Source organism: Acinetobacter sp. ANC 4805, assembly GCF_022549495.1.
Lineage (GTDB): Bacteria > Pseudomonadota > Gammaproteobacteria > Pseudomonadales > Moraxellaceae > Acinetobacter.
This window is the reverse complement of sequence record NZ_JAKZGD010000009.1, coordinates 28,183-49,171: the sequence shown is the minus strand read 5'-3', so window position 1 is coordinate 49,171 and position 20,989 is coordinate 28,183. Positions and strand designations below refer to the sequence as shown.

Here is a 20,989-nt window from a genome sequence, read left to right as displayed (position 1 = left end):
AGCCTCAGCCCTAAATCAAATGACTCAATTTATATTTTTGGGTCGTTTGATTTTATTATCTATTTTCCTTTTCGCCATTGTCTTTGAGGTCCTGTTTCATATAATTTCTAGATATGTTTCGGATTTCATCCATTTGATTTCCAAAATTACGACATGCTGAACACATAGAAGTATGTAAGAATAACGACATGTTTTCTTTTATATTCAGTGGTCTATCCATTTTTTCAGAGAGCAGTTGAGTAGCTTGATGACAATTTAGCATTCACATTCTCCTTCCATTACCCATTTGTTTTCAAAACATTCTCTAAGTTTTAGACGAGCACGATAGATTAGTACATTCAAATTGCTAACGGTCATTGTTAACTGATTACAGATTTCAACTGATTCTAATTCTAAAAACTCTCTCATCATAAAGACTTGTGCTTGCTTGGCTGGTAGATGTTCTAAACATGCTTCAAATATCTTCCAGAAATCCTGATCTTCAATACTTTCATCGGGTAGTTTCCAAGAGACAGGTCTTTGGTTGACGTGCCAAAAACCTTTCTGATTAAATAGCTTATCTAAAAAAAGTTGTTCTGATTCATCATCTTCACATAAGCTTGTAATAGAGGTAGTTCTTTTACGCTTCCGAAGTAGATCAATAATTTTATTTTTAAGAATTGCAAAAACCCATGTTCTATATGCGGATCGACCTGAAAAAGAATCAGCATATTCATAAGCACTGATGAGTGCATCTTGTACAGCATCTTCAGCAAGATGGAAGTCTGAAAGTTGTAAAGTCGCAAAATGAAGCATCTGAGATCGTAAATGAGCAATAAATTTAGGATCGTCAAAGACCGATGTGTTTTGAAAAGTCATGATCTTTATTCCATTTTCACTCAGTATTGATTTTTAAATAGGGCCTTAGGCAGTTGGTCGTGTTATGGGGTAGTTAATTTTAAATGTTATATTCATCCAATTGATGAATATAACATTTATATTTAATGCTCTTACAGTTGATAATGTATTTGCTAAATCTACAATGTTTGACCATTTCATGCGAACAGTTAAACTTTTGTGTCAAACCAAAAATGATCAATCGACACGGTATTTAGAAAATTGTGTATCTATCTCAGTTCCAAAGGCATGGTTAGTATAGTTGCTGAGCACTTTCACTGAAGTGGCTAAGATAATATTAAGTAACTGTAATTCAGAGTAACCAATATCAAAAAAAGTTTTAACTTTATCGTATGAGGGCTGCCCATGACGAATGATAATATCTTGGGTGAGCTCGAATAACGCTCTCAATTTTTCATCATTAATCGGTTGAGCAGTTCTAATTGAATTTAACACATCTTTTGGCACACCAGATACTTTATCCGCTAGCGTACTGTGGGCTGCTATACAATAATTACAATCATTCACTTGGCTAATAGCTAGAAAAATGATTTCTTGCTCGGTTGGGCTAAAACCAGAGTATTTTCTAAATGCGCTATAACCGTGTAGATAGGTACTTAGAATAGCAGGAACATTGACCATATTCGAATACATATTTGGAATAAAGCCTACTTGATTTAGAGCAGTATCTAATAATTCTCTTTGTGGATTTTGAGCTGAGTCATAGTCGATAGCTTTAAGGGATTTTATGTATGGTGAAAACATTATAATTTCTCTATTTAAAAATGGTAAAGAAATTTTAGTCCGACTTAACCTCAAAAAGTATACATCTAGTATCTAATTCAATACTAATCGTATTGCATATCTTGTGTTGTCGATTTTAGCCACTGAATTGGAGATGTGCCAAGCTGTTTAGAAAAGGCCCGAGACAATGCACTTGCATTTGAATATCCAACTTTTGAAGAAATTTGTTCAAGTGATAAGCCTTGACAAAGAAGTTCTTGTACTAAAAGCATTCTCCATGATGTTAAATAATCAAGTGGGGTAGTACCTAGAACATGGTGAAATAGATTAGCAAAGCGCGCACGTGATAAGTTGGCTTCATAAGCCAAGCTCTCAACAGTCCATAATTTTTCAGGGTTAGAATGAATAGCATGCAAAGCTCTTGCAATTCTTACTTCGCTAAAACCTGCCAACGTACCGCCTGATGATAACTTATGTTCAGAACAATACCCTAATAACTTTATGATTAGGATTTCACATAAACGGTTCTGAATTGCGCTTGTACCATTCTTTTTTAAAATAGATTCTCTTAGTATAAGGTCAATAAAGTTTTCTATACCATCTATCTTACTTAGTTCAACAATCAGTAGGTCTGGTAAAGACGTAGTAATCGGATTTTGAATATTTACGCCTAGTTTAAGTGTTCCACAAATCACAGTTGCATTAGTATTGTCCTTTACAATTAACTTATGATTGTAAGGTCGTGGTAGGAAAATAATACTAGGTTTATCGATTAATACATTTTTACCATCAACCTCACTAATTTTAACTACTCCTTCCTTGATCAGATGAATATGACTTTCTTTATCATCTTTTCTGAAGTCGAGTGTTCCACATATATCGCCAGCATAGTAAATACTTGCTTTGACTCTTATGTTTGAGAGAACTTTTTCAAAATAATCCATGTATTTAATTTCTTAATTGTTCAGCATTTAACATTTAAATAGATTTCTTAATTCGCTTAGTATGTTTAAAGATTAAACCATATATAAATTTCTATTCAACCATTGATCTAATTGCTCTAGCTTATCAGGGTGCTCAGTGACAACCCCGATAGTTACTTTATCAACATGCACTAATTTTGCTATGAAACCTTCGCGTTGAGTATAGCCAGTATCAATATGCGCCCCCTTAGGTGGTAGGATAAGAGTAACTTGCCCTAGTTCTACCGTATCAATAACGACATGTAAACCTTTACCCCCAGGCATTTCGCAAGGCTCAAGAAAGCGTATTCGCCCTATATTACTTTTAGCATTTAAATTAAAGTGTACTAATGCTGCTGAAAGTTGATCTGGAGAAATCTGATCGTCATTCTTTAATGAGGCTCGCTCATTAAGGACATGAGATAATATAACCTCACTCCATGTGGTTGTTCTTTGTTGTTGCAAATAATTATTACCGACACCTAAAAATACCATAAATATGATTGATGCAGCGAATGCATAAGGTTGCCATCGTGGCTTACGCAGAATCGTGTTTAATAGTATACGTTCGGCTAACTTAGGTGGAGTATCTATTTCAAGAGCATCTTTTAAAAGCAGTTCTTGTTTTCTTAATTGGTTTGCAAAATTTTGACAGTTACAACATTCCTGTAAATGTTTAAGTAAAGTTGGATCATCATTGGCTGGATTTTCTAGAAGAAGTCTATGGGCTGTTATACAATTCATCTTTGTGATTCCTTACCAATAGATACTGGATTTAAAAAGTTACGAAACCATTGTCTCGCACGTGTAAGCCGAGTCATCACAGCACCAGGTGTGGTATTTTCGATTTGAGCAATTTCTTCACAACTAAAACCACCTAAGACTTGTAATAGAAACGGATCACGCAGACTAACGGGAGCCTGTTGAATTGCTTGGCGTAATGCTAAAATATCATCTTCAGCTACACCAATAGCTGGTAACTCTAGATGTTCATCTAGTGAACTAAATTCAGGTCTTTCCTTTTCAAAACGTCGTAAGAATTCATGTCGTAGAATGGCAAATAACCATTGTTTAACTGCTTTTTCATTTTTTAAAGTGTGCCAACTACGCCATGCTCGCTGGAAACAGTCTTGTACTAGATCTTCTGCATCACTTGGATGTTTTGTAAGCCAATAAGCATATCGATATAGTTCATTTGAGTAAGCATGTACAGATAGCTCAAACTCTCGCACTGGTGCACTCATTTACGCAACCTTGAAGAATGTACAATTAATTTATCCAACGAAAATAAGCCTGCACCTTGTAAAAAAACCCAAAGTAGTACTAATCCCCAAAGCTGATGATCTTTCAAACCCGCAGCAGACATATCAGGGTATGAAATAGCTGCTATTATATTAAACAGGAAAAGTATGAATGCGACAGTTCGGCTCATTAATCCTAGAGCTAGTAAAGGTGGTAATAATAATTCAATAGATGTAGCCATTAGGGCTGCAATTAATGATGGGAGAAGAGGAACTGCATATTCGTAGGAAAACAACTCTACGGTTACATCCCAGCTTTGAAGTTTAATGAGCCCTGATTTGAAAAATACCCAAGCTACCCAAAGTCGAAAGGCAAGTAAAAATACACTTTGTGTACTGAATAAAAAATCGTGTATTTGTGTATTCCAGCGTGTCCAAGTAGTCATCATGATTGGATCCATAGTTCGCCATTTATTGTGAGCGTATTTAAGTTAGCAAAAAGGTCAGCAATATTTATATCGGTAAAGGAAGTCATGACTGCTGTTAAACTTTCTTCGAGTGTGTGCTGTTGCCAATATTCGAGTAAAAAAGCTGTTGGTGGTTTTAATTTATAAAACAAGATTTCATTATCGGGACGGCCTACTAAAATAGTTTCACTTCCAGAATTTATATCTACTGTACCGATGTCTGTTTGGAGTAAATTCCAAATACTGTGAATTGGATAATCTGAACGTATAATTTTAATAGATGAATCAAGTCTAAGTCGTGATTTATGTTGCTGTTCGACTGACCAGTTAAGTAAAACATTTAGATTTAGTGCGGGAGTACGGGGAGCGAGCATTATTTGCCAACAAGCCCAGTCTAGTTGAGCAATATCTTTAAGGTAAGGCATACTATTACCATTAGGTAATAGTGGTAAATGTTGGACTAAAAAGTCAGAGAAGTTTTCACCATAATCATTCAAGTCCCCGCTATAACTAGGATAAATTGAAAGATAGCGAATCGCTAGATTTCGAAAATAATCGTGCCCTACTAATTTAACAATAGATTTGTATGTTAAGCACAAGGCTTGACTATGGTTCTCTTGATAGTTTCGACGATAAATAGCTTCACAATCTGCTAAGGATATATTTTTAGTTCCCAAAATAGGAGCTGTGCTGCCATTCAAGATTGAAAAAAACTGAATTTGAAGTTGTTCAAGCGACAACATAATTGATCCCCTGAAGATAAAAATTCGCCTTCTGAGCTTCAATAAGTAAATGTTCAAAGGGGGGGAGATTGCTATCCCATTCAATCAATGTTCGAGCCGAAGAGGGTAAATTTCTTAATGATTCAATATATAGATCCCATACGGGCTCTTGTATAGGACGGCCATGCGTATCAACTAGAATGGTTCCTTCTTCTTCAAAACCAGCAAGATGAATCTCTGCTACTTTTGCCCAAGGAATATTGCTTAAATATTCTTGTGCTGAAAACCCATGATTTTGAGCATTTACATAGACATTATTGATATCGAGTAATAAACCGCAGTTAGCTTTTTCAACTATATTTTGGATAAATTCCCATTCAGGCATCGTAGACTCGTTAAAAGAACAATAACTACTGATGTTTTCAATTAAAATGGTTCTACCAATGACTTGTTGAACTTGATCAATATGTTTGACCAATAATTCTATTGCTTGTTGGTTAAATGGTAAGGGAAGAAGATCATTACTGTGTTTACCTGAAATGCTCCCCCAACTTAAGTGTTCTGAAATAAGAATAGGCTGTGTTCGTTCGATCAACTTGGTAAGTTTACTCAAATGATGATGATTTAATCCATCAGCAGAACCCAGTGATAACCCAACACCATGTAGGCTGAGAGGATATTTCTCACAAATCTCTTGTAGACGTTCGGCAATAGGTCCTTGATCGCACATCCAGTTTTCGCTGTGCACCTCTACCCATCCAATATTAGGTTGAGTACACAGTAAATCTTGAATATGCGGTGAACGTAAACCTATACCTATACGATGATCACAGATTATAGCTTGGTTAGTCATTGTAAACTCCAGTAAAGAGACCTCCAGCTAAAAGCTGGAGGTAAATGTTTACTTCTTAGCAGCAACGACTTTACCGCCGACAATTTTATCGCAGGTTCCAGTTGGTACATATACCCATTCTTCAGCATCACTTGATTTTGTGGCTTGACCTGCACAAGAATGCTTGCTTGTACCACAATCATTTTTTCCAGCTTTCACGATTCCCGCACATTTCTCCATACCTGGTTTGGCAGCAGATGCCGCTGAACTCGCTGTAATTCCAAGTACTGCTAAAGCTATAAGCGAAGAATGTAAGATTGGTTTTTTCATTGTTTATATCTCCATATTCAGAGTGAAATTACTCTGATATAGATAAAGACCAAGAGTTTTGAAAATCCTTACATATTGGTTGAAATTAAATTTAATCTGGGGTTATATTTTTGATAAGTGCTTCAACAAGAACTGTTAACATTCTAAGTTGGGTATCTTCAATCTGTTCAGGAGAGCAGGTTTGATGTTCAGAAAATAAATCTTGTTTGCACGTTTTTTGTTGTGAGATACGTTCCTCTTGTATTTGATTTAATAGATCAATGCCTTGTTGCAAGGCAATTTGTTTACGTTGAATGAATGTTTCGCGTGATTGATTATTCTTAATCTTAGACTCTTGGTTTAGTGCGATTATAGTCGTGATTTGCTTATTTAATTGTGTTTGATTCGATGGCTTTTGTATGCTTGTGCAAGCAGGAAGTATTGAAGCCATTCCTATGGCAACTAAACATTTCAAAATTGTAGTCATTAGTGTCGTCTCTATTCTTGGGTAGTAGCATTATGCTTACCTCATCAAATATGACCCTTTATATGATCAGATACTTACACTCTATTAAAAAATAAAAAACCAGTAGGTTCAATATTTTATCAGGAGTACCTAGTAGTGTTTGTTTAGCAAGGCTTTTTTACACAAAGATTTATAATATGAAGCATCCCCAACTCACTCAAATTTAAGTCACAACTCGGGTATGTGGCCGGCCTAATACCGTAAATTTATTCAGAATTGCAATTCTTACATGTACCTGAATTGAAAAATGCCTAGCTGATAACTTATCGCCCAATAATTTGATGCAATGCATTTTGGTTTCGACCAAACTTCGCAGATGATAGCCTGGCTATTTTTTTCATAGTGTTCTACCTAATTGTTTAACTGTTCGAAGTAATTCATTTCGCTCTCGCGAACTAGTCTTTGTATTTTTCCAGGGCTTTGTATTTTTTCTTTGCGGAATCACCGCATTCGCTTATCGATCTGTAATGACCTGACGGTATTGTGTTGTGTCATAAGCTCCATTTGTATAGACTGAATCAATCTGCTTATTGATCGGGATTTGATCAAGTAAACACCCTAGGACTTGCGAATCACTCACATTTGGTTATTCAACCTATCGCGGAAACTAGAATATCAAAGTGTTGAACACATATTTATTCTTCTCTCGTATAATGAATTAACTAGCGTTGAATGTCCATTCTATGCTAGCTGTACGACATCTAGTCTTGATTTACATACCTTCTACGCAATGCAATACTGGAAAAGAAAGCTAGCATGTTCATTCTACATATTAGGCTAATTTTCCTAATTTGAAAGATTTTGGAAGTAATGGTAACAAATGATCATCGTTGGTCTGAACTATGTTGCTCCATATATGATAGGACCTCTAATTTAGTATGTGTAGATTATCTGCAACGAAGAATATAAGACAAAGTGCAAGTTAATGAAAAAAATTGGATGAGTTGTTTGAGGCTTGTCTGCACCAACAGCCAGTGGTGCTGAATTGCAGCATCAACATTGAGTGTGAAAGTAGATGAGGCTGTACTTTAAAGGCAAAGCAGAAGGTAGTACGATATATATTTGGGCGCCTACGATTTTAGGTTCAATAAATTCTATCGTAACTTATGGTTACATAAAAAATACAAAACCAATTTGACACAAATTTGTTTTAAATTATTGATTATTAATTAAAAAATATACATTGACATCGTAGAGGTCAGCAGTTCGAGTCTGCTTATACCTACCAAGATATATCAAAGACTTATAAGCTAATCAGCAGCTTATAGGTCTTTTTTTATGCCTATTGTCAAAAATACCATGATGAAATTGGATGTAAGAAAAGAATATTACATCGAATAACAAAAGAAACATTTATTGATAACTTTCAGCTTAGGTTTAAGCTAGTACACACATTCTATTTATTTCTATTTTTAAAACTAAAAGAATTTAAAAATTTGGGGCTGTAGTAGATTAGCCTTGTGATAATCTACTTTTATGAAGATAACTAGATGTAAATTAAATAGAAAAATTAAAATAAGGTTATTAGAGTTTTTCATTGCCGAAGTTACCGCTAGAACTGCTGCTAATTTATTGGGAATTCAACCTAATTCCGCAGCATTGTTCTATAGGAAAATTCGTCAAATCATTATGTTTCACCTTGACCAAGATGCCATTGAAGTGTTTCAAGGACAGATCGAATTGGATGAAAGCTATTTTGGTGGAGTGCGTAAAGGAAAGCGTGGTAGAGGTGCTGCTGGTAAAGTGATTGTTTTTGGTTTACTCAAGCGCAATGGTAAAGTCTATACGGTCATTGTACCTGATCTAAATCGAGCACCCTAATGCCTGTAATATCAAATAAAATCACTCCTGATAGCGTTGTTTATACAGATCATTGGCATAGTTATAATGCTTTGGATGTTGCAGGATTTAGTCACTATAGAATCAATCATTCAAGCAATTTTGCTGATGGTCAAAATCATATCAATGGAATTGAAAACTTTTGGAATCAGGCAAAAAGAGTGCTTCGAAAATACAATGGTATTGACCGAAATGCCTTTTCATTGTTTATTAAAGAATGTGAGTTTCGATTTAATTATGGCAGCCCAAAGCAACAGTTGAAAACACTATTAAATTGGACTGATATTTAACCTAATCTACTACAGCCCCTAAAATTTTATTAATTATTGATTAGATACAGCTTTCTAATAAAGTATTTATCTGTATAGTATCATCAGTGAGTTTTATAGGGTCTAGATTGATTCCAGAAGATATAACTCGTTTACTTAACATAAATTCTTGCGGTCGATTGATGCAATCAGCGGCGATCATACGGTTTTGCTTATAGTAAAAAATCGCTAGGCTACGACCTAAAGCTAGATTCCCTCGAACATACACTTGATCATAGCCGTTATTCAAACCCGCAATTTGTAGCTTAAGATCATATTGATCTGACCAAAACCAAGGTAGGCTATCAAATGTTTTTGTATCTCCACATAAGGTTGAGGCGGCGATCTTAGCTTGATCATTGGCATTTGGAATTGACTCTACTCTTACAGAGCGTTGATAGTGCTGACTAAAGTATTGGACACAATCGCCAGCAGCTACAATACGTTGATCACTAGTTTGACCATAAGCATCAATACAAATCCCTTGTTCGACTTCCAAGCCTGCTTGTTGTGCCAACTCAATATTGGGCAGTACTCCAATCCCCACAATGACTAGATCTGTATCAAAAATAGTTCCATCCTGACAAACAACCTGTTTCACTGCGCCATTTGTACCAACAAGTTTTTCAACACTTTTATGGACATGAATACAAACGCCTTCTTCATAATGAATGCGAGTATAAAACTCAGATAACTCTGGTGCTGTGACTCGTTTTAAAATTCGTTCTTCTGCTTCGAGTACGGTAACAGCCAAACCATGATGCTTCAATACTGCTGCTGCCTCTAAGCCAATATACCCACCTCCAATTACTACTGCACGTTGTGCAGTGCACATATGCTTTTTAAGATGAATGACATCATCAATTGTTTTAATATAGAACACGCCTCTTAGTTGATGGCCTTCAACACTGAGTTTTCTCACCCTAGCGCCAGTACAAATCGCCAACTGATCGTAAGTTATTTGTTGACCATCATCGAGTTTTACAGTTTGCTGTACACGATCAATCTGAACCACATTTCGATGACACATAATGTTGATTTGATGCTTATGATAAAATTCGGGTGTTCTAATCATCAATTCATCAATCGTTTTTTCATTCGACAAAAATGCTTTTGACAAAGGCGGACGATGATAGGGTAGATATGGTTCATTACCAATCATGGTAATCTCACCCTGAAATTTCTGTTGTCTTAAACTCACTGCCAACTGCGCTGCGGCATGCCCAGTACCAATAATAACAATTGAATTTTTCATCATCTACCCATCCATTAATTGAGAAAGTTTTCAAACCAAACATTATTGATTTGTCTTAAGATCAGCCTTTTCTGTTATTTTTTAGTCTTTAGACGTACCATCATTTTGGCGTAACCTCTGACAAAATTGGATTGCACAATCTCTGGTTCGCTCAATACTTCAATATGCTCAAAACGTACTAATAATTCTTCCCACAGGATTCGTAATTGCATTTCTGCCAAACGATTGCCCATGCAACGGTGAACACCGAAACCAAAAGACAAATGGTTACGAGCTCCTTTGCGATCAATAATTAACTCATCAGGTCGTTCAATTACACGTTCGTCACGATTACCAGACACATACCACATGACTACTTTGTCGCCTTTTTTAATGGTTTGACCATTCAGTTCTACATCTTGCTTAGCTATTCGGCGCATATACGCTAGAGGGGTTTGCCAACGAATAATTTCGGAAACCATATTTGGAATCAAACTTGGATTGTCTTTAAGTTTTGTAAACTCTTGGGGAAATAGGCTTAGTGCATACACACCGCCTGTCATTGAGTTGCGCGTGGTATCATTACCACCCACAATAAGGAGTGCCAAATTCCCCATAAACTCCATTGGACGGCGAATTAAATCTTGCGTTGCCTCATTTGATTGCATCAAACTAATCAAATCATAGCCTATCGGCGCTCCAGCCGCTTTTAGTGCGGCTTTACGATGCCATAAACTAGAAAACTGTTTGGCCATATCTGCTGCACCCAAAAACATTTCATTCATATCGTCACTAGTTCCGCCCGTCGACTCTACGCTGCCTGCGATCAAATCTGACCAGTAAACTAACTGATGACGTTGGTCATAAGGAAAATCGAGTAGTGTTGCGAGCATTCTTGCAGTCAGCTCAATAGATACATTTTCAACCCAATCAAAGGGTTGATCGACGGGTAATTGATCTAAGACTTCTTGTACACGTGAACGAATCAATCCTTCTAACTCTTTAAGGTTTTGAGGTGCGACTACATTTTGTACAGCTTGACGTTGTAGATCATGCTTGGGCGGATCCATCGCAATAAACATTTCAACATTGAGTCCGGCAGGGGCATTACCGATTGCAATCACAGGTTCTGCTGAAAATAACTCATGGTTTTTATCGACAAACACAATATCTTCATATCGTGTCACTGACCAAAATGCCCCAAATGGGCTTTGGGCCTGATAATGTACAGGAGCTTCATCGCGCAGCCGTTTAAAATACGACTGCCATTTTTTTTGCTTATATAAAAATGGATTACTGACATCTATTTCTGCAAGTTCTAATGTAGACACATCGACAATTGGCTGTTCCACAAATGCTGGAAATTCCTGATTAAAGACACGATTCTTAAGTTTTTGCAGTAAATGCAAGCCTCTAACCTGTGTATGTAGTGGGACAAATCGGGTCATTTGACCATGTAAGAACTGTTTGCTGCTTTGAACTTGTGGATGAGTATTGACTTTGTTGCCTACCGTCGTTGTGACTTTTTCCACAATGGATGTGACCAACGTCATGTTTGATCTCCTGCTGCGTCAATATGTAAAAACACCAATGTCCAATTACATCTGAAATTCAGGCAGATGCACCGCCATGCCATCCATTGCATCCGTGATCTGTACACGGCATGACAATCGTGATGTGGCTGAACGTTCTGGTGTCATATCAAGCATTTGTAATTCATCAGCTTCGGCTTTGTTTGCAACACTGAACCATTTTTGTTGCAGCATGACATGACAAGTTCCGCAAGCGCACTCGCCACCACAGTCGGCATCAATTCCTGGAATATCATTGTCCACCGCTAACTGCATAAGGGTCTGACCTGCAATTAAATTCACGATATGCTCTTGGCCATCATGCTCAACAAATACAATATGTCCCATATGATTATTCCTAGTCTTATAAATAGATTCATTCTTAAATTAAACGTAAGTTAGCAAACCAAACAGGTCATTTATTGACATATGGGGGGCATTTAAAGACACTAGCTGTAATAGATGTAATTATTAAAACTCTTAGACCTAGGTTTATGCTAAAAGAAATTAAATTTCTATTAAATACGAGATGGGATTGTCATGAGTGATTTTGGCTATTTATTCTTTTCTGAGGAAAAAGCAACAATTCCAATCTCTTATTCCCGCATAATTGGACGGATATTGGGACTACAAATACGTGATCTCCCACAATTGTTAAAATTTACGGTGATTTCTGTTGATACTTTTCTACATGATGACATTTACATCACGCAGCAAGCACAAGTTCAAATATTAAGAAATGCATCTATGCTTTCCAATGATTCCTATTTGGGATTAAAGATAGGGAGAGCTTTATCTTCATCTACACATGGTGCAATGGGCTTTTTAATAAATAGCAGTCCGAACTTGATGGCTGCATTAGAAGCAGCGCAACATTTTATGCCGACCCGTATGAGTTTGATTGATCTTAAAATTCACAAAAGCTCGTCTTTTGTTGAATGTCTAATTAATTTTGACTCTTGTGTTGAATCAGATTTAAGCGTTATGTTATCTGAGATTATTACTGGAATTTTCTTTGAGCATGCTGAATTTCTGACAGGTAAAATGCTAGAAGAGGTGGAAATCAACTTTCAACATCCTAAGCCAAACTATCCATACCATGATTATCTTGCTGGACATCATCAATTTTCTCAATCCAATTTCAATATCAGAATTCCACAATATATTTGTCAAATTCCTAATTCTTGTGCAAGTCATCAAAGCTATTTACTTGCCAACCATGAATGTGAAAAATTATTAAATCAGCTCAATTCGCATAAAACTTCTACTACATATCAGGTTCAAAAATTATTACTTTCAGAACGATTAGGTGATATGAATGAAAAGGATATTGCATCATCGCTTTTTATTAGTAAAAGAACATTACATCGACAGTTACAAAAGGAAAATACGAGTTTCAAAGAAATACGAAAGAATCTGTTATCCAAACAAGCGGCCATGTATTTAAGTAATAGTAATATTTCAATTGACGCAATTGCAGCATTATTGGGATACCACGATGCATCTAATTTTAGGCGCGCATTTCGAAGTTGGTTCAATACAACACCACATGATTATCGTAAGAATTCCAATTCAGGATCTAATTAACTTTCATGCTATACAGTTTTGTATAAGAGCTTTGATGTGTGCTTAGAAAAAAGGGGGGAGTTCAACTCACCACAACTAATCTGATTGACATTCGGTGATGCACTTCAAAAATTCTACAAAGGGAATAGTTTTTAACTTTTAAAAATTTGTACAACAAAGCCCTTTCCAATTATGACTTTGTTTTTTCGATTAACTGACCGCAGAACAAACCAAGCTCAAAAAGCAACCACATCGGAATTGCTAACATAATCATTGATAATGCATCTGGTGGAGTAATAAACATTGCAATAAAAAAACAGCCAACAATAATGAAACGACGTTTTTCTGCTAGGCTTTGTGTGCTTACTACACCAATTAAAATTAATAACAGTGTAATAATTGGAATTTCAAAAGTGAAACCGAACACGAGGAATAATTTTAGACAGAAGCTTAGATAGCTATTGATATCCGTCATTGGAGCGACAGTTTCGGGAGATACGCTAATAAAAAAGTGTAGAATTGCAGGTAGAGTAATGAAATATGCAAAGGCAACACCAAGATAAAATAAAACAATACTGCTTAACAGTAGAGGAATTGCTAAATGACGCTCTTTTGCATATAGAGCAGGTTTAATGAATGACCAAATTTGATAAATTATATATGGCATCACTAGCATAAATGATACAAATAAATTGAGTTTAAATGGCGCCATAAATGTCGCTGTGACATCTGTTGCAATCATCGTTGAGGCGGTTGGTAATCGCTGCCGTAATGGTTCTGAAAGCCATTGGTATGTTTGGTTTCGAAAAGGTAATAGGCAGAAAAAAAGAAAAAGAGTCACACCAACAATTTTAAATAGATATTGTCGTAAAACAGTTAAATGCTGCATGAAGGGCATTTGTTCAAGCGTTTCATTATTTTGATTCATACGGCAATTTTTAATCCTGAGCTAGACTTCACAAATGCTTGAGATGACTCTTGACCGTTTGCTAACAATGTTTGGTATTGGATGCTAAAAGGAATTTTAGTATGTGCTGAAAATGGGATGTATTTTGTTGGGGCTTGAAGAGATAGGGCTGTAGTTTGATCCACTTCAAGTGCTTGTGACATGACCTGTGCTGTTTTAATCTCATCCAACTGTTTTTGTATTCTGAGTTCAAATTCAGTCATTTTATCAATTTCTTTTTGCATTTCTGCTTTGAATTCAGAAAGGCGTAATTCTTGATCAATTTCATTCTGAACATTATTAATAAATTTCTTTATTTTTCCATACCACCTTGCGGCGAAACGAGCCGCCTCAGGTAATTTATCTGGACCGAGTACAAGCAATGCAATAATTGCAAAGCAAAATACCTCGGTCATTCCCAAATTTAGCATGATTAAACCCGCTTAGCTTTTCATTGACGTCTCATCATTTTTGACTTGAGCATCAATATTGCGAGGTTGATTAGATGGTATATCATCGTCTTGAATCGATTTTTTAAAATCTTTCACTGCACCGCCAACATCTTTGCCTAAATTTTTAAGCTTTGATGTACCGAATAATAAAATAACGACAATTGCAAAAATAAGCACATGCCAAATAGATAGACCAGCCATAGTTTTATTCCTTCAAATCAAGAATATTGCTTAATTATGCCTTAACAAAGTTTGCTTATTAAGAGTCAATAACAACCGATAATTCACTAATTTTATCTGCGAAAAATGGCTATATATTTTACGTTATTGCCTTATACACCTTAAAAACTTAGCAAATAGCTTTATGCATCATGTAGTAGATAGAACTCAGCTAAAATTTGGCTATCAAATATATGAGAACAATAGATTCGACCAAATTTTAGCTAAAAGGTATAGCGTTAAGCTGGTTGTTGCTGTGTCGTACAATGAATTCCACCACCAGCTGCTGCAATATAATCGATATTAATTTGGACTATCGTTCTATTAGGGAAAGCTGCTTGTAACTTCTGTTTTGCAGCAGCATCTGCGCTTGGATCACCAAATTCAGGTATAATAACCGCATTATTACAGACGTAATAATTAATGTAACCAGCGGCAAAGTCTTCACTTGGATTTTTTACTCGAAGCGTAGTTGGAGCTTGTAACTCAATGATTTTTAATTTATTATCTTTTACATCGGTTGCCGTTTTCAAAATTTCAAGATGTTGTTTTGTTACTGCATGATCATAGGAATTTGGATCACTATCGAAAGCAGCTACGACAACGCCTTCGCTCACAAAACGGGCATAAAAATCAGTATGTCCATCTGTAATATCTTTGCCTTTAATACCCGGTAACCAGATTACTTTGCTAATACCAAGACAGCGTTTTAGCTCGGCTTCACAAGCAGCTTTAGAAATACCAGGATTCCGATTGTCATTAAGTACACAACTTTCAGTAATAATTGCTGTGCCAAGCCCATCGACCTCTATGCCGCCGCCCTCAAGAGTAAGAGATGATACTTTTCTTTCGATGTTAATATTATTCAGTATTTGGGTAGCAACTGTTTTATCATTATTGTGAGTTTGTTTTTTACCCCAACCATTAAAGTTAAAGTCAACGCCAATTAATTTATTTTGTGCATTTTTAATAAATACGGCACCAGTATCGCGTGTCCAAAAATCATCCATTGAGCCTGTTACAAAAGAGATGTTTGGATGGTTCATCTTCGTTTTTGCAATATCTAGCTCATTTGCTCGAACTAATATAGAAACAGGTTCATAGGCTGCGATACTTAAGGCTATTCTTGCTAAATCATCCCGTAAACCATTTATATTTTGTGGTTCATGAATTTGATCTGAAGCACCAAAAGCCATCCATGTCCGAGTATGTGGCTCTGCCTCATCTGGCATTTTTCCAATTGCGGTTGTTTCGGTGTTATTACCTCCTGTACTTCCATTTCCTGTAGTTGGGGGAACTTCCTCATCATTACTACCACATCCTGTAATTACTAAAGCAGTAACTGCTGCCGATAACCCTAGAAATTTTCTGCGTGTCATAGCCGTCATAACAATATCCTTACTGACTTATTAATAGAATCCACAATAAATAATAATTACTTTACTTTTACACTATTATTAATAAAAACTTAATTTAATAGCGTTAAGTTATTACGATAGTTTAAAGGTTTACTAACCAATAATATCGATAAAGATATGGTTGTAACTAGAATTTTTGTGTATTTTTTGCGAATAGAGTTATTTTATAGATCCATTATTATTTAGAATAGCTAATTAATGTGTGTGATTCTTAAATCTAAATGAAAGTTGCTATTGAACGTTAGTTAGGTCTAAAAATTGACCGTAGTTCAAAAGTAGATGCCTTAATAGCCATGCTATTTTGAAGAGCGATTTCATCACGAGAAACAGCAACACGGTATTGATTTTGACCATTACTCTTTGCAATATATGGTGCGTGATCGGTTTGAGCTATAAACTCTAAAAAACAGCCATGCAAATGAGGAATCGTAGTTGCAACACAAACACTCACGGTCATATGCTTGGAGACACTGCTTCGTGGATGAATAATTTCAATATTTCGTACCAATTCCATCAAGTGCTGTACTTGTATCAAGGTTTGTTCTTGACTTGTCATAGTGAATAACAGTAAAAATTCTTCGCCCCCATAACGAGCTGCAAGATCATCACTTCGTGAGGCAAGAGGGTATCCCCCTATGATAAAATCGAAATAACTGGACTATATAATAGAAGTCTAGATTTGTTTGAGTTGTACTGTTTGTCTATTGATGACACTATTACAGCGAAAATATTTATAAATCTACTTAACTAGCAAAGCTATTATAATTTCTTATATAGTTGTTTCTATTAGAGGCTCAACATATGAACTTTACAGGTGATATCAAAGATTTCCGTCAACCTATGATTACTTCGTTAGGAATTATGATGGGTTTTATTCTTAACTTTTTGGCAGGATGGGCAGTTGAAGGAACATCTGAGCATCCAGCAATCCAAAGTATGTCTGATTGGGTTATTGTTCTAACACTTTTATTGTCTTTAATTTTTATGTTGGTTGTTGTGTATCGGTTACTCAGTAATAAATATTATGATGATGCCCAGATTAGATATTTCATTACATTAAAGTTATATATGTTTAGTATTTGCGTTGCTTTTATAGGTATCATTTTCGCATTGTTTATATAAAATAATAGCTTATCAATATACATCAAATACCTACAAGGGAGACAGTCATAAGCTGCTCAGCACCTTGTTCTTTAGCAAAACTTATCGCTTTTTTAAGTATTTCAATTGCGATTGGTGATGAAATTGCTTGATTTGGAAGAGATAGAGGGTTAGTAAAATTTACTGCGAAAAATCTGGATAACTCTCAAATTTTGAGTGAGTTAGGGATTGGTGTTTCATTAAGAAGTTGAGTAAATATTGAACTGAGTCAGTATGGCTATGTAGTCAGTAATAGCCTCGTACTGTCTAGGATCAATCTGATAAGTGTGTTTTTAGAGGGGGCAGATATTATCTGTTGTAAGAGGCAATGATATTTATGTCTCATTCCACCGTTGTACGGTAAAACGCCAAACGGGTTGGTATGATCCTTCACTTTCACATAATGACGTGCCGAATAAGGCAAAAATTCCATTTCCCTTTCAGTCAGTGTACGAACTTGTCGTACTGGGCTAAAGATAATCGCTTTTGGCTACGGTAAGATTTCTAGGTATCGTGCTGTGTTATATTTCTTCATCATCAATATTTAGTTTTGTCCATGAGTCACCGATGAAATCTCTTTCAGCAGCTGCTTCACCGTAATCTAGATCAAAAACCTCATTTAGGCTTTGGTCTCTTAATATCATTTGTTCTAAACCAACTAAGCGAATATCATTGGGCTCTTGATCACCGGTTAAAAACTGCCAATCTCCATCAATATCGTGAACAACACGTAAGATTGGTTGATCATACTCTAGCCATTGGCGAGTGGTAAAAATACCTAGGTTTTTAGCTTCTCTAAACTTAAAATAAGCATTTCGGTCTAAGAGTGGTTGATCATAAATAAATTTTTCCTCAAAACCATCTTCCCAAGGAAATTTATCATTACGGTCAGTCCAAACTAATTGTAAAGCCGAGAAGTTATTGTGTTGATAGTAATTTAAAGCAACATAAAAATAATCTTTAATATTTTTAGGATTTACAGGTAAAAACTGTGCACTGCTTTCTTTAAAGATTTTGTCGTAATACTCTTGATAGGGCACAATCCTGTCACCATTTTTAATTAGATCAGCCACATCATTGATAATTACATGAGCCAAGTTGGTTGGCAATCCGAAACAAATAATCTCGGGATGTTGGTGGCTCTCATATAGACCAACACTATAACTAAAAGAAGGCGAGTAGTCTGTCGCGCTAACTCCCATAACTTGCAGTCCATACTTTTCAATATTGAACTTAGTTGTATTCATTAATTTATCTGGAGTGGGACAATCATATATATGATCGGTATTCATTAAAGTTCTCTAAAATTTATACTTATTAATGGAATGGAATTTAACACAGTTAATGAATGTTATTTTCTAAACAGTATTTCTTCCATTTATTTTTAAAATTTTCTATAGCCTTTTCAGCTTCTTTTTCATCTGTATAAATAGGAGAGTTCTTCACCTCATCAACTATTCTGTTAAATATCTCGCCTTCTTCTTTAAATAATTGAGCATAAATTCCTTTTGCTTTTTCGACATCAGACCCCATCTGATGAAATGTCATTAATGTATCAGCTGCATATTCTATACCTGCACATTTTTCTAATTCTGTAGCATGAGTAGATGTAATTAATAAAACTGTGAATAATCCTATAATTATTTTTCTCATAAAAGACCTTAATACAAAAAGAAGAATAAAGAATATGTACCTTTTATTCCAATATATGAAATTTGTAGTTTTAAAAAACTACAGATCAATTTGATCTAAATAATTATCCTTCACTTTCACATAATGACGTGCTGAGTAAGGTAAAAATTCCATTTCTTTTTCAGTCAGTGCACGAACTTGTTGTACTGGACTACCGACATAGAGATAACCACTTTTTAAAACTTTACGTGGTGGTACTAAGCTCCCAGCACCAATCATCACATCATCTTCAATGATGACATCATCTAAAATTACAGTATTAATTCCGATCAGAACACGATTGCCAATGGTACAACCATGTAAAGTTACATGATGTCCAACTGTGACATCTTCACCAATCACGAGCGGAGAACCATTCGGTTTAGCTTGATTTTTATGACTGACATGTAACATACAATGATCTTGTACATTACTGTTTTTGCCAATTTGAATCGAATTCACATCACCACGAATCACGGCAAAGGGCCAAACAGAAACATTTTCAGCTAATTTGACATCGCCGATAATGACAGACATATCATCTACATAACAGCTTGAGTCAATATTAGGTTCTTGGTTGAGATAGGGTCGAATGTTCTTAGTCATTAGAATTTTCAAAACAAAATATGATGGAATTATAAAATAAAAAAGCATTCATGCCCAAGAGCATGAATGCTTAATTAGTCTATTCTAAAATTAGAATAAGTTACTGAAGAACATTTTGATATGGTCAATCATACGAGCAAAGAAGCTTGCTTCTTCAACAGCTTTTAATGCAACCAGTGGTTTCTCTGCAATTACTTTACCATCAAGGCTTGCAACTAATTTACCTACAACTTGACCTTGGGCTAAAGGTGCATTGAGTTTAGGTTGAACTACAAGCTGAGTTTTGATTTTATCAGCTTGACCTTTAGGCATCGTTACATTGAAGTTTTCAGCTAGACCAATTTGAACATTATCTTCTTTACCAAACCATACTTTGGCTTTGGCAAGCACTTGTTTAGCAGGCTGTACATTTGCTGTTTCAAAGTTCGCAAAGCCCCATGCTAACAATGTGCGAGTTTGACTAGCACGTTCATTCATGCTTGGTGTGCCAAAGATCACTGAGATCAAACGCATTGGTCCACGTTTACTTGAAGTGGTTAGGCAATAACCCGCTTCATCAGTGTGACCCGTTTTTAAACCATCAACACTTGGATCTGTATAAAGCAAAGCATTACGGTTGCCTTGTTTAATGCCATTAAACGTAAATTCTTTTTCTGAATAGATCGGGTAGTATTTAGAGCTATCTTTAATAATATGTTGCGCTAGTACAGCCATATCTTTAGCGGTTGAGTAATGACCTTCAGCTGGCATACCTGTTGAGTTGATGAAATGAGTATTCTTCATATCGATACGTTTGGCTTCTTGGTTCATCATGTGGGCAAATGTACCTTCATTGCCCGCAATGTGTTCAGCCATTGCTTTAGACGCATCATTGCCTGATTGAATAATAATACCGCGTAACATCTCTAATACAGTTGCTGTACCATTTAATGGCACATACATACATGATTCAGCACTGGTGCCACGGCACCATGCCGATTCATTCATGCGGACTTGTTCGTTGTCGGTTAACTCACCCTTTAAAAGTTTTTGTTCTATGATGTAGCTTGTCATCATTTTAGTCATAGACGCAGGTGCAAGTTTTTCATTTTCGTTTTTTGCAGCAAGGATTTGTCCTGTCTCGTAATCCATCAATACATAGGATTTATTATTTAATTCTGGTGGAGACGGTAGGACAGTCGCTGCATATGAAAGGCTTGGCAAAAGTAATAATGCAGCAAGAGCGCTTTTTTGAGTCATTCTAGGTGGTTCCAATATCTTGTATGAAGCAGATGAGCCTAGCATTTTAGGACAAAGCAAAGCCGACTTCTACGGTAGAAGTCGGCTTTTTCATGCAGTAT

General features: G+C 35.9%; 23 protein-coding genes and 4 pseudogenes. 3 read left to right on the top strand and 24 right to left on the bottom strand.

Going from position 1 to position 20,989, the window contains the following annotated elements:
• Positions 1-255: 255 nt before the first annotated feature.
• The 11 genes and pseudogenes from MMP60_RS12630 to MMP60_RS12580 form a co-directional block, all read right to left on the bottom strand.
• A complete protein-coding gene (locus MMP60_RS12630) occupies positions 256-858 on the bottom strand; it encodes an RNA polymerase factor sigma-70 (protein WP_241336670.1) in 603 nt (200 codons plus the stop codon).
• A 216-nt stretch (positions 859-1,074) separates the two neighbouring features.
• Positions 1,075-1,641 (bottom strand): carboxymuconolactone decarboxylase family protein, encoded by a 567-nt coding sequence (locus tag MMP60_RS12625; RefSeq protein WP_241336668.1) that lies wholly within the window; start codon positions 1,639-1,641, stop codon positions 1,075-1,077.
• 83 nt (positions 1,642-1,724) lie between these two features.
• Entirely contained in the window at positions 1,725-2,564 is an 840-nt protein-coding gene (locus MMP60_RS12620) for an AraC family transcriptional regulator (protein WP_241336667.1), read from the bottom strand.
• A 72-nt stretch (positions 2,565-2,636) separates the two neighbouring features.
• Positions 2,637-3,326, bottom strand: coding sequence for a DUF3379 family protein (locus tag MMP60_RS12615; RefSeq protein ID WP_241336665.1), 690 nt, complete (start codon positions 3,324-3,326; stop codon positions 2,637-2,639).
• The gene (locus tag MMP60_RS12610) at positions 3,323-3,826 is read right to left on the bottom strand and encodes a sigma-70 family RNA polymerase sigma factor (protein WP_241336663.1); all 504 of its coding nucleotides are present in this window, start codon (positions 3,824-3,826) and stop codon (positions 3,323-3,325) included. Before MMP60_RS12610 ends, MMP60_RS12615 begins: the two co-directional genes overlap by 4 nt.
• Complete coding sequence (locus MMP60_RS12605) at positions 3,823-4,272, bottom strand: DoxX family protein (protein WP_241336661.1); 450 nt, start codon at positions 4,270-4,272, stop codon at positions 3,823-3,825. The genes MMP60_RS12610 and MMP60_RS12605 overlap by 4 nt, the downstream gene beginning before the upstream one ends.
• Positions 4,269-5,033 (bottom strand): DNA-binding domain-containing protein, encoded by a 765-nt coding sequence (locus tag MMP60_RS12600; RefSeq protein WP_241336659.1) that lies wholly within the window; start codon positions 5,031-5,033, stop codon positions 4,269-4,271. Before MMP60_RS12600 ends, MMP60_RS12605 begins: the two co-directional genes overlap by 4 nt.
• Positions 5,020-5,865: a DUF692 domain-containing protein gene (locus tag MMP60_RS12595; protein WP_241336656.1), complete on the bottom strand. Its 846-nt coding sequence runs from the start codon at positions 5,863-5,865 to the stop codon at positions 5,020-5,022. Before MMP60_RS12595 ends, MMP60_RS12600 begins: the two co-directional genes overlap by 14 nt.
• Positions 5,866-5,913: 48 nt before the next feature.
• Positions 5,914-6,174, bottom strand: coding sequence for a DUF2282 domain-containing protein (locus tag MMP60_RS12590; protein WP_241336655.1), 261 nt, complete (start codon positions 6,172-6,174; stop codon positions 5,914-5,916).
• A 91-nt stretch (positions 6,175-6,265) separates the two neighbouring features.
• The gene (locus MMP60_RS12585) at positions 6,266-6,640 is read right to left on the bottom strand and encodes a hypothetical protein (RefSeq protein WP_241336654.1); all 375 of its coding nucleotides are present in this window, start codon (positions 6,638-6,640) and stop codon (positions 6,266-6,268) included.
• Between the two features lie 202 nt (positions 6,641-6,842).
• Positions 6,843-7,262, bottom strand: a pseudogene (locus MMP60_RS12580) (transposase); the annotation flags it as partial.
• 893 nt (positions 7,263-8,155) lie between these two features.
• On the opposite strand from MMP60_RS12580, the pseudogene MMP60_RS12575 reads away from it, so the two are divergent.
• Positions 8,156-8,808 (top strand): annotated as a pseudogene (locus MMP60_RS12575) (IS1595 family transposase).
• Between the two features lie 40 nt (positions 8,809-8,848).
• On the opposite strand, the gene MMP60_RS12570 reads toward MMP60_RS12575, so the two are convergent.
• The 3 genes from MMP60_RS12570 to MMP60_RS12560 form a co-directional block, all read right to left on the bottom strand.
• Positions 8,849-10,084 carry an FAD/NAD(P)-binding oxidoreductase gene (locus tag MMP60_RS12570; protein ID WP_241336652.1) on the bottom strand — a complete coding sequence of 412 codons (1,236 nt, stop codon included), beginning with the start codon at positions 10,082-10,084 and terminating at the stop codon, positions 8,849-8,851.
• 71 nt (positions 10,085-10,155) lie between these two features.
• The gene (locus MMP60_RS12565; protein ID WP_241336650.1) at positions 10,156-11,613 is read right to left on the bottom strand and encodes a cytochrome P450; all 1,458 of its coding nucleotides are present in this window, start codon (positions 11,611-11,613) and stop codon (positions 10,156-10,158) included.
• A 45-nt stretch (positions 11,614-11,658) separates the two neighbouring features.
• On the bottom strand, positions 11,659-11,979 hold the full coding sequence (locus MMP60_RS12560) for a 2Fe-2S iron-sulfur cluster-binding protein (protein WP_241336648.1): 321 nt from the start codon (positions 11,977-11,979) through the stop codon (positions 11,659-11,661).
• Between the two features lie 192 nt (positions 11,980-12,171).
• Here MMP60_RS12560 and MMP60_RS12555 point away from each other — a divergent pair, with 192 nt between their 5' ends.
• Entirely contained in the window at positions 12,172-13,218 is a 1,047-nt protein-coding gene (locus MMP60_RS12555) for an AraC family transcriptional regulator (RefSeq protein WP_241336645.1), read from the top strand.
• Positions 13,219-13,387: 169 nt separating this feature from the next.
• Here MMP60_RS12555 and tatC read toward each other — a convergent pair whose 3' ends face one another.
• From tatC to MMP60_RS12530, 5 genes and pseudogenes are all read right to left on the bottom strand, one after another.
• On the bottom strand, positions 13,388-14,125 hold the full coding sequence (gene tatC / locus MMP60_RS12550; RefSeq protein WP_241336643.1) for a twin-arginine translocase subunit TatC: 738 nt from the start codon (positions 14,123-14,125) through the stop codon (positions 13,388-13,390).
• Complete coding sequence (tatB, locus tag MMP60_RS12545; RefSeq protein ID WP_241336640.1) at positions 14,122-14,574, bottom strand: Sec-independent protein translocase protein TatB; 453 nt, start codon at positions 14,572-14,574, stop codon at positions 14,122-14,124. Before tatB ends, tatC begins: the two co-directional genes overlap by 4 nt.
• Positions 14,575-14,586: 12 nt before the next feature.
• Positions 14,587-14,796: a Sec-independent protein translocase subunit TatA gene (locus MMP60_RS12540; protein WP_241336634.1), complete on the bottom strand. Its 210-nt coding sequence runs from the start codon at positions 14,794-14,796 to the stop codon at positions 14,587-14,589.
• Between the two features lie 257 nt (positions 14,797-15,053).
• Complete coding sequence (locus MMP60_RS12535) at positions 15,054-16,202, bottom strand: agmatine deiminase family protein (RefSeq protein ID WP_241336632.1); 1,149 nt, start codon at positions 16,200-16,202, stop codon at positions 15,054-15,056.
• A gap of 271 nt (positions 16,203-16,473) precedes the next feature.
• Positions 16,474-16,872: pseudogene (locus MMP60_RS12530) on the bottom strand (diguanylate cyclase); the annotation flags it as partial.
• Between the two features lie 161 nt (positions 16,873-17,033).
• Here MMP60_RS12530 and MMP60_RS12525 point away from each other — a divergent pair.
• Positions 17,034-17,354, top strand: a complete 321-nt coding sequence (locus MMP60_RS12525; RefSeq protein ID WP_241336631.1) for a hypothetical protein — start codon at positions 17,034-17,036, stop codon at positions 17,352-17,354.
• A 400-nt stretch (positions 17,355-17,754) separates the two neighbouring features.
• On the opposite strand, the pseudogene MMP60_RS12520 reads toward MMP60_RS12525, so the two are convergent.
• The 5 genes and pseudogenes from MMP60_RS12520 to dacC all read right to left on the bottom strand — a co-directional run.
• Positions 17,755-17,850: pseudogene (locus MMP60_RS12520) on the bottom strand (gamma carbonic anhydrase family protein); the annotation flags it as partial.
• Positions 17,851-17,893: 43 nt separating this feature from the next.
• Positions 17,894-18,664, bottom strand: coding sequence for a DUF4262 domain-containing protein (locus tag MMP60_RS12515; RefSeq protein ID WP_241336629.1), 771 nt, complete (start codon positions 18,662-18,664; stop codon positions 17,894-17,896).
• A 49-nt stretch (positions 18,665-18,713) separates the two neighbouring features.
• Complete coding sequence (locus MMP60_RS12510) at positions 18,714-19,025, bottom strand: 3-hydroxybutyryl-CoA dehydrogenase (RefSeq protein ID WP_241336626.1); 312 nt, start codon at positions 19,023-19,025, stop codon at positions 18,714-18,716.
• 78 nt (positions 19,026-19,103) lie between these two features.
• Positions 19,104-19,649, bottom strand: a complete 546-nt coding sequence (locus MMP60_RS12505; RefSeq protein WP_241336624.1) for a gamma carbonic anhydrase family protein — start codon at positions 19,647-19,649, stop codon at positions 19,104-19,106.
• Between the two features lie 90 nt (positions 19,650-19,739).
• Positions 19,740-20,888, bottom strand: a complete 1,149-nt coding sequence (gene dacC / locus MMP60_RS12500; protein WP_241336622.1) for a D-alanyl-D-alanine carboxypeptidase PBP5/6 — start codon at positions 20,886-20,888, stop codon at positions 19,740-19,742.
• Between the last annotated feature and the right edge of the window lie 101 nt (positions 20,889-20,989).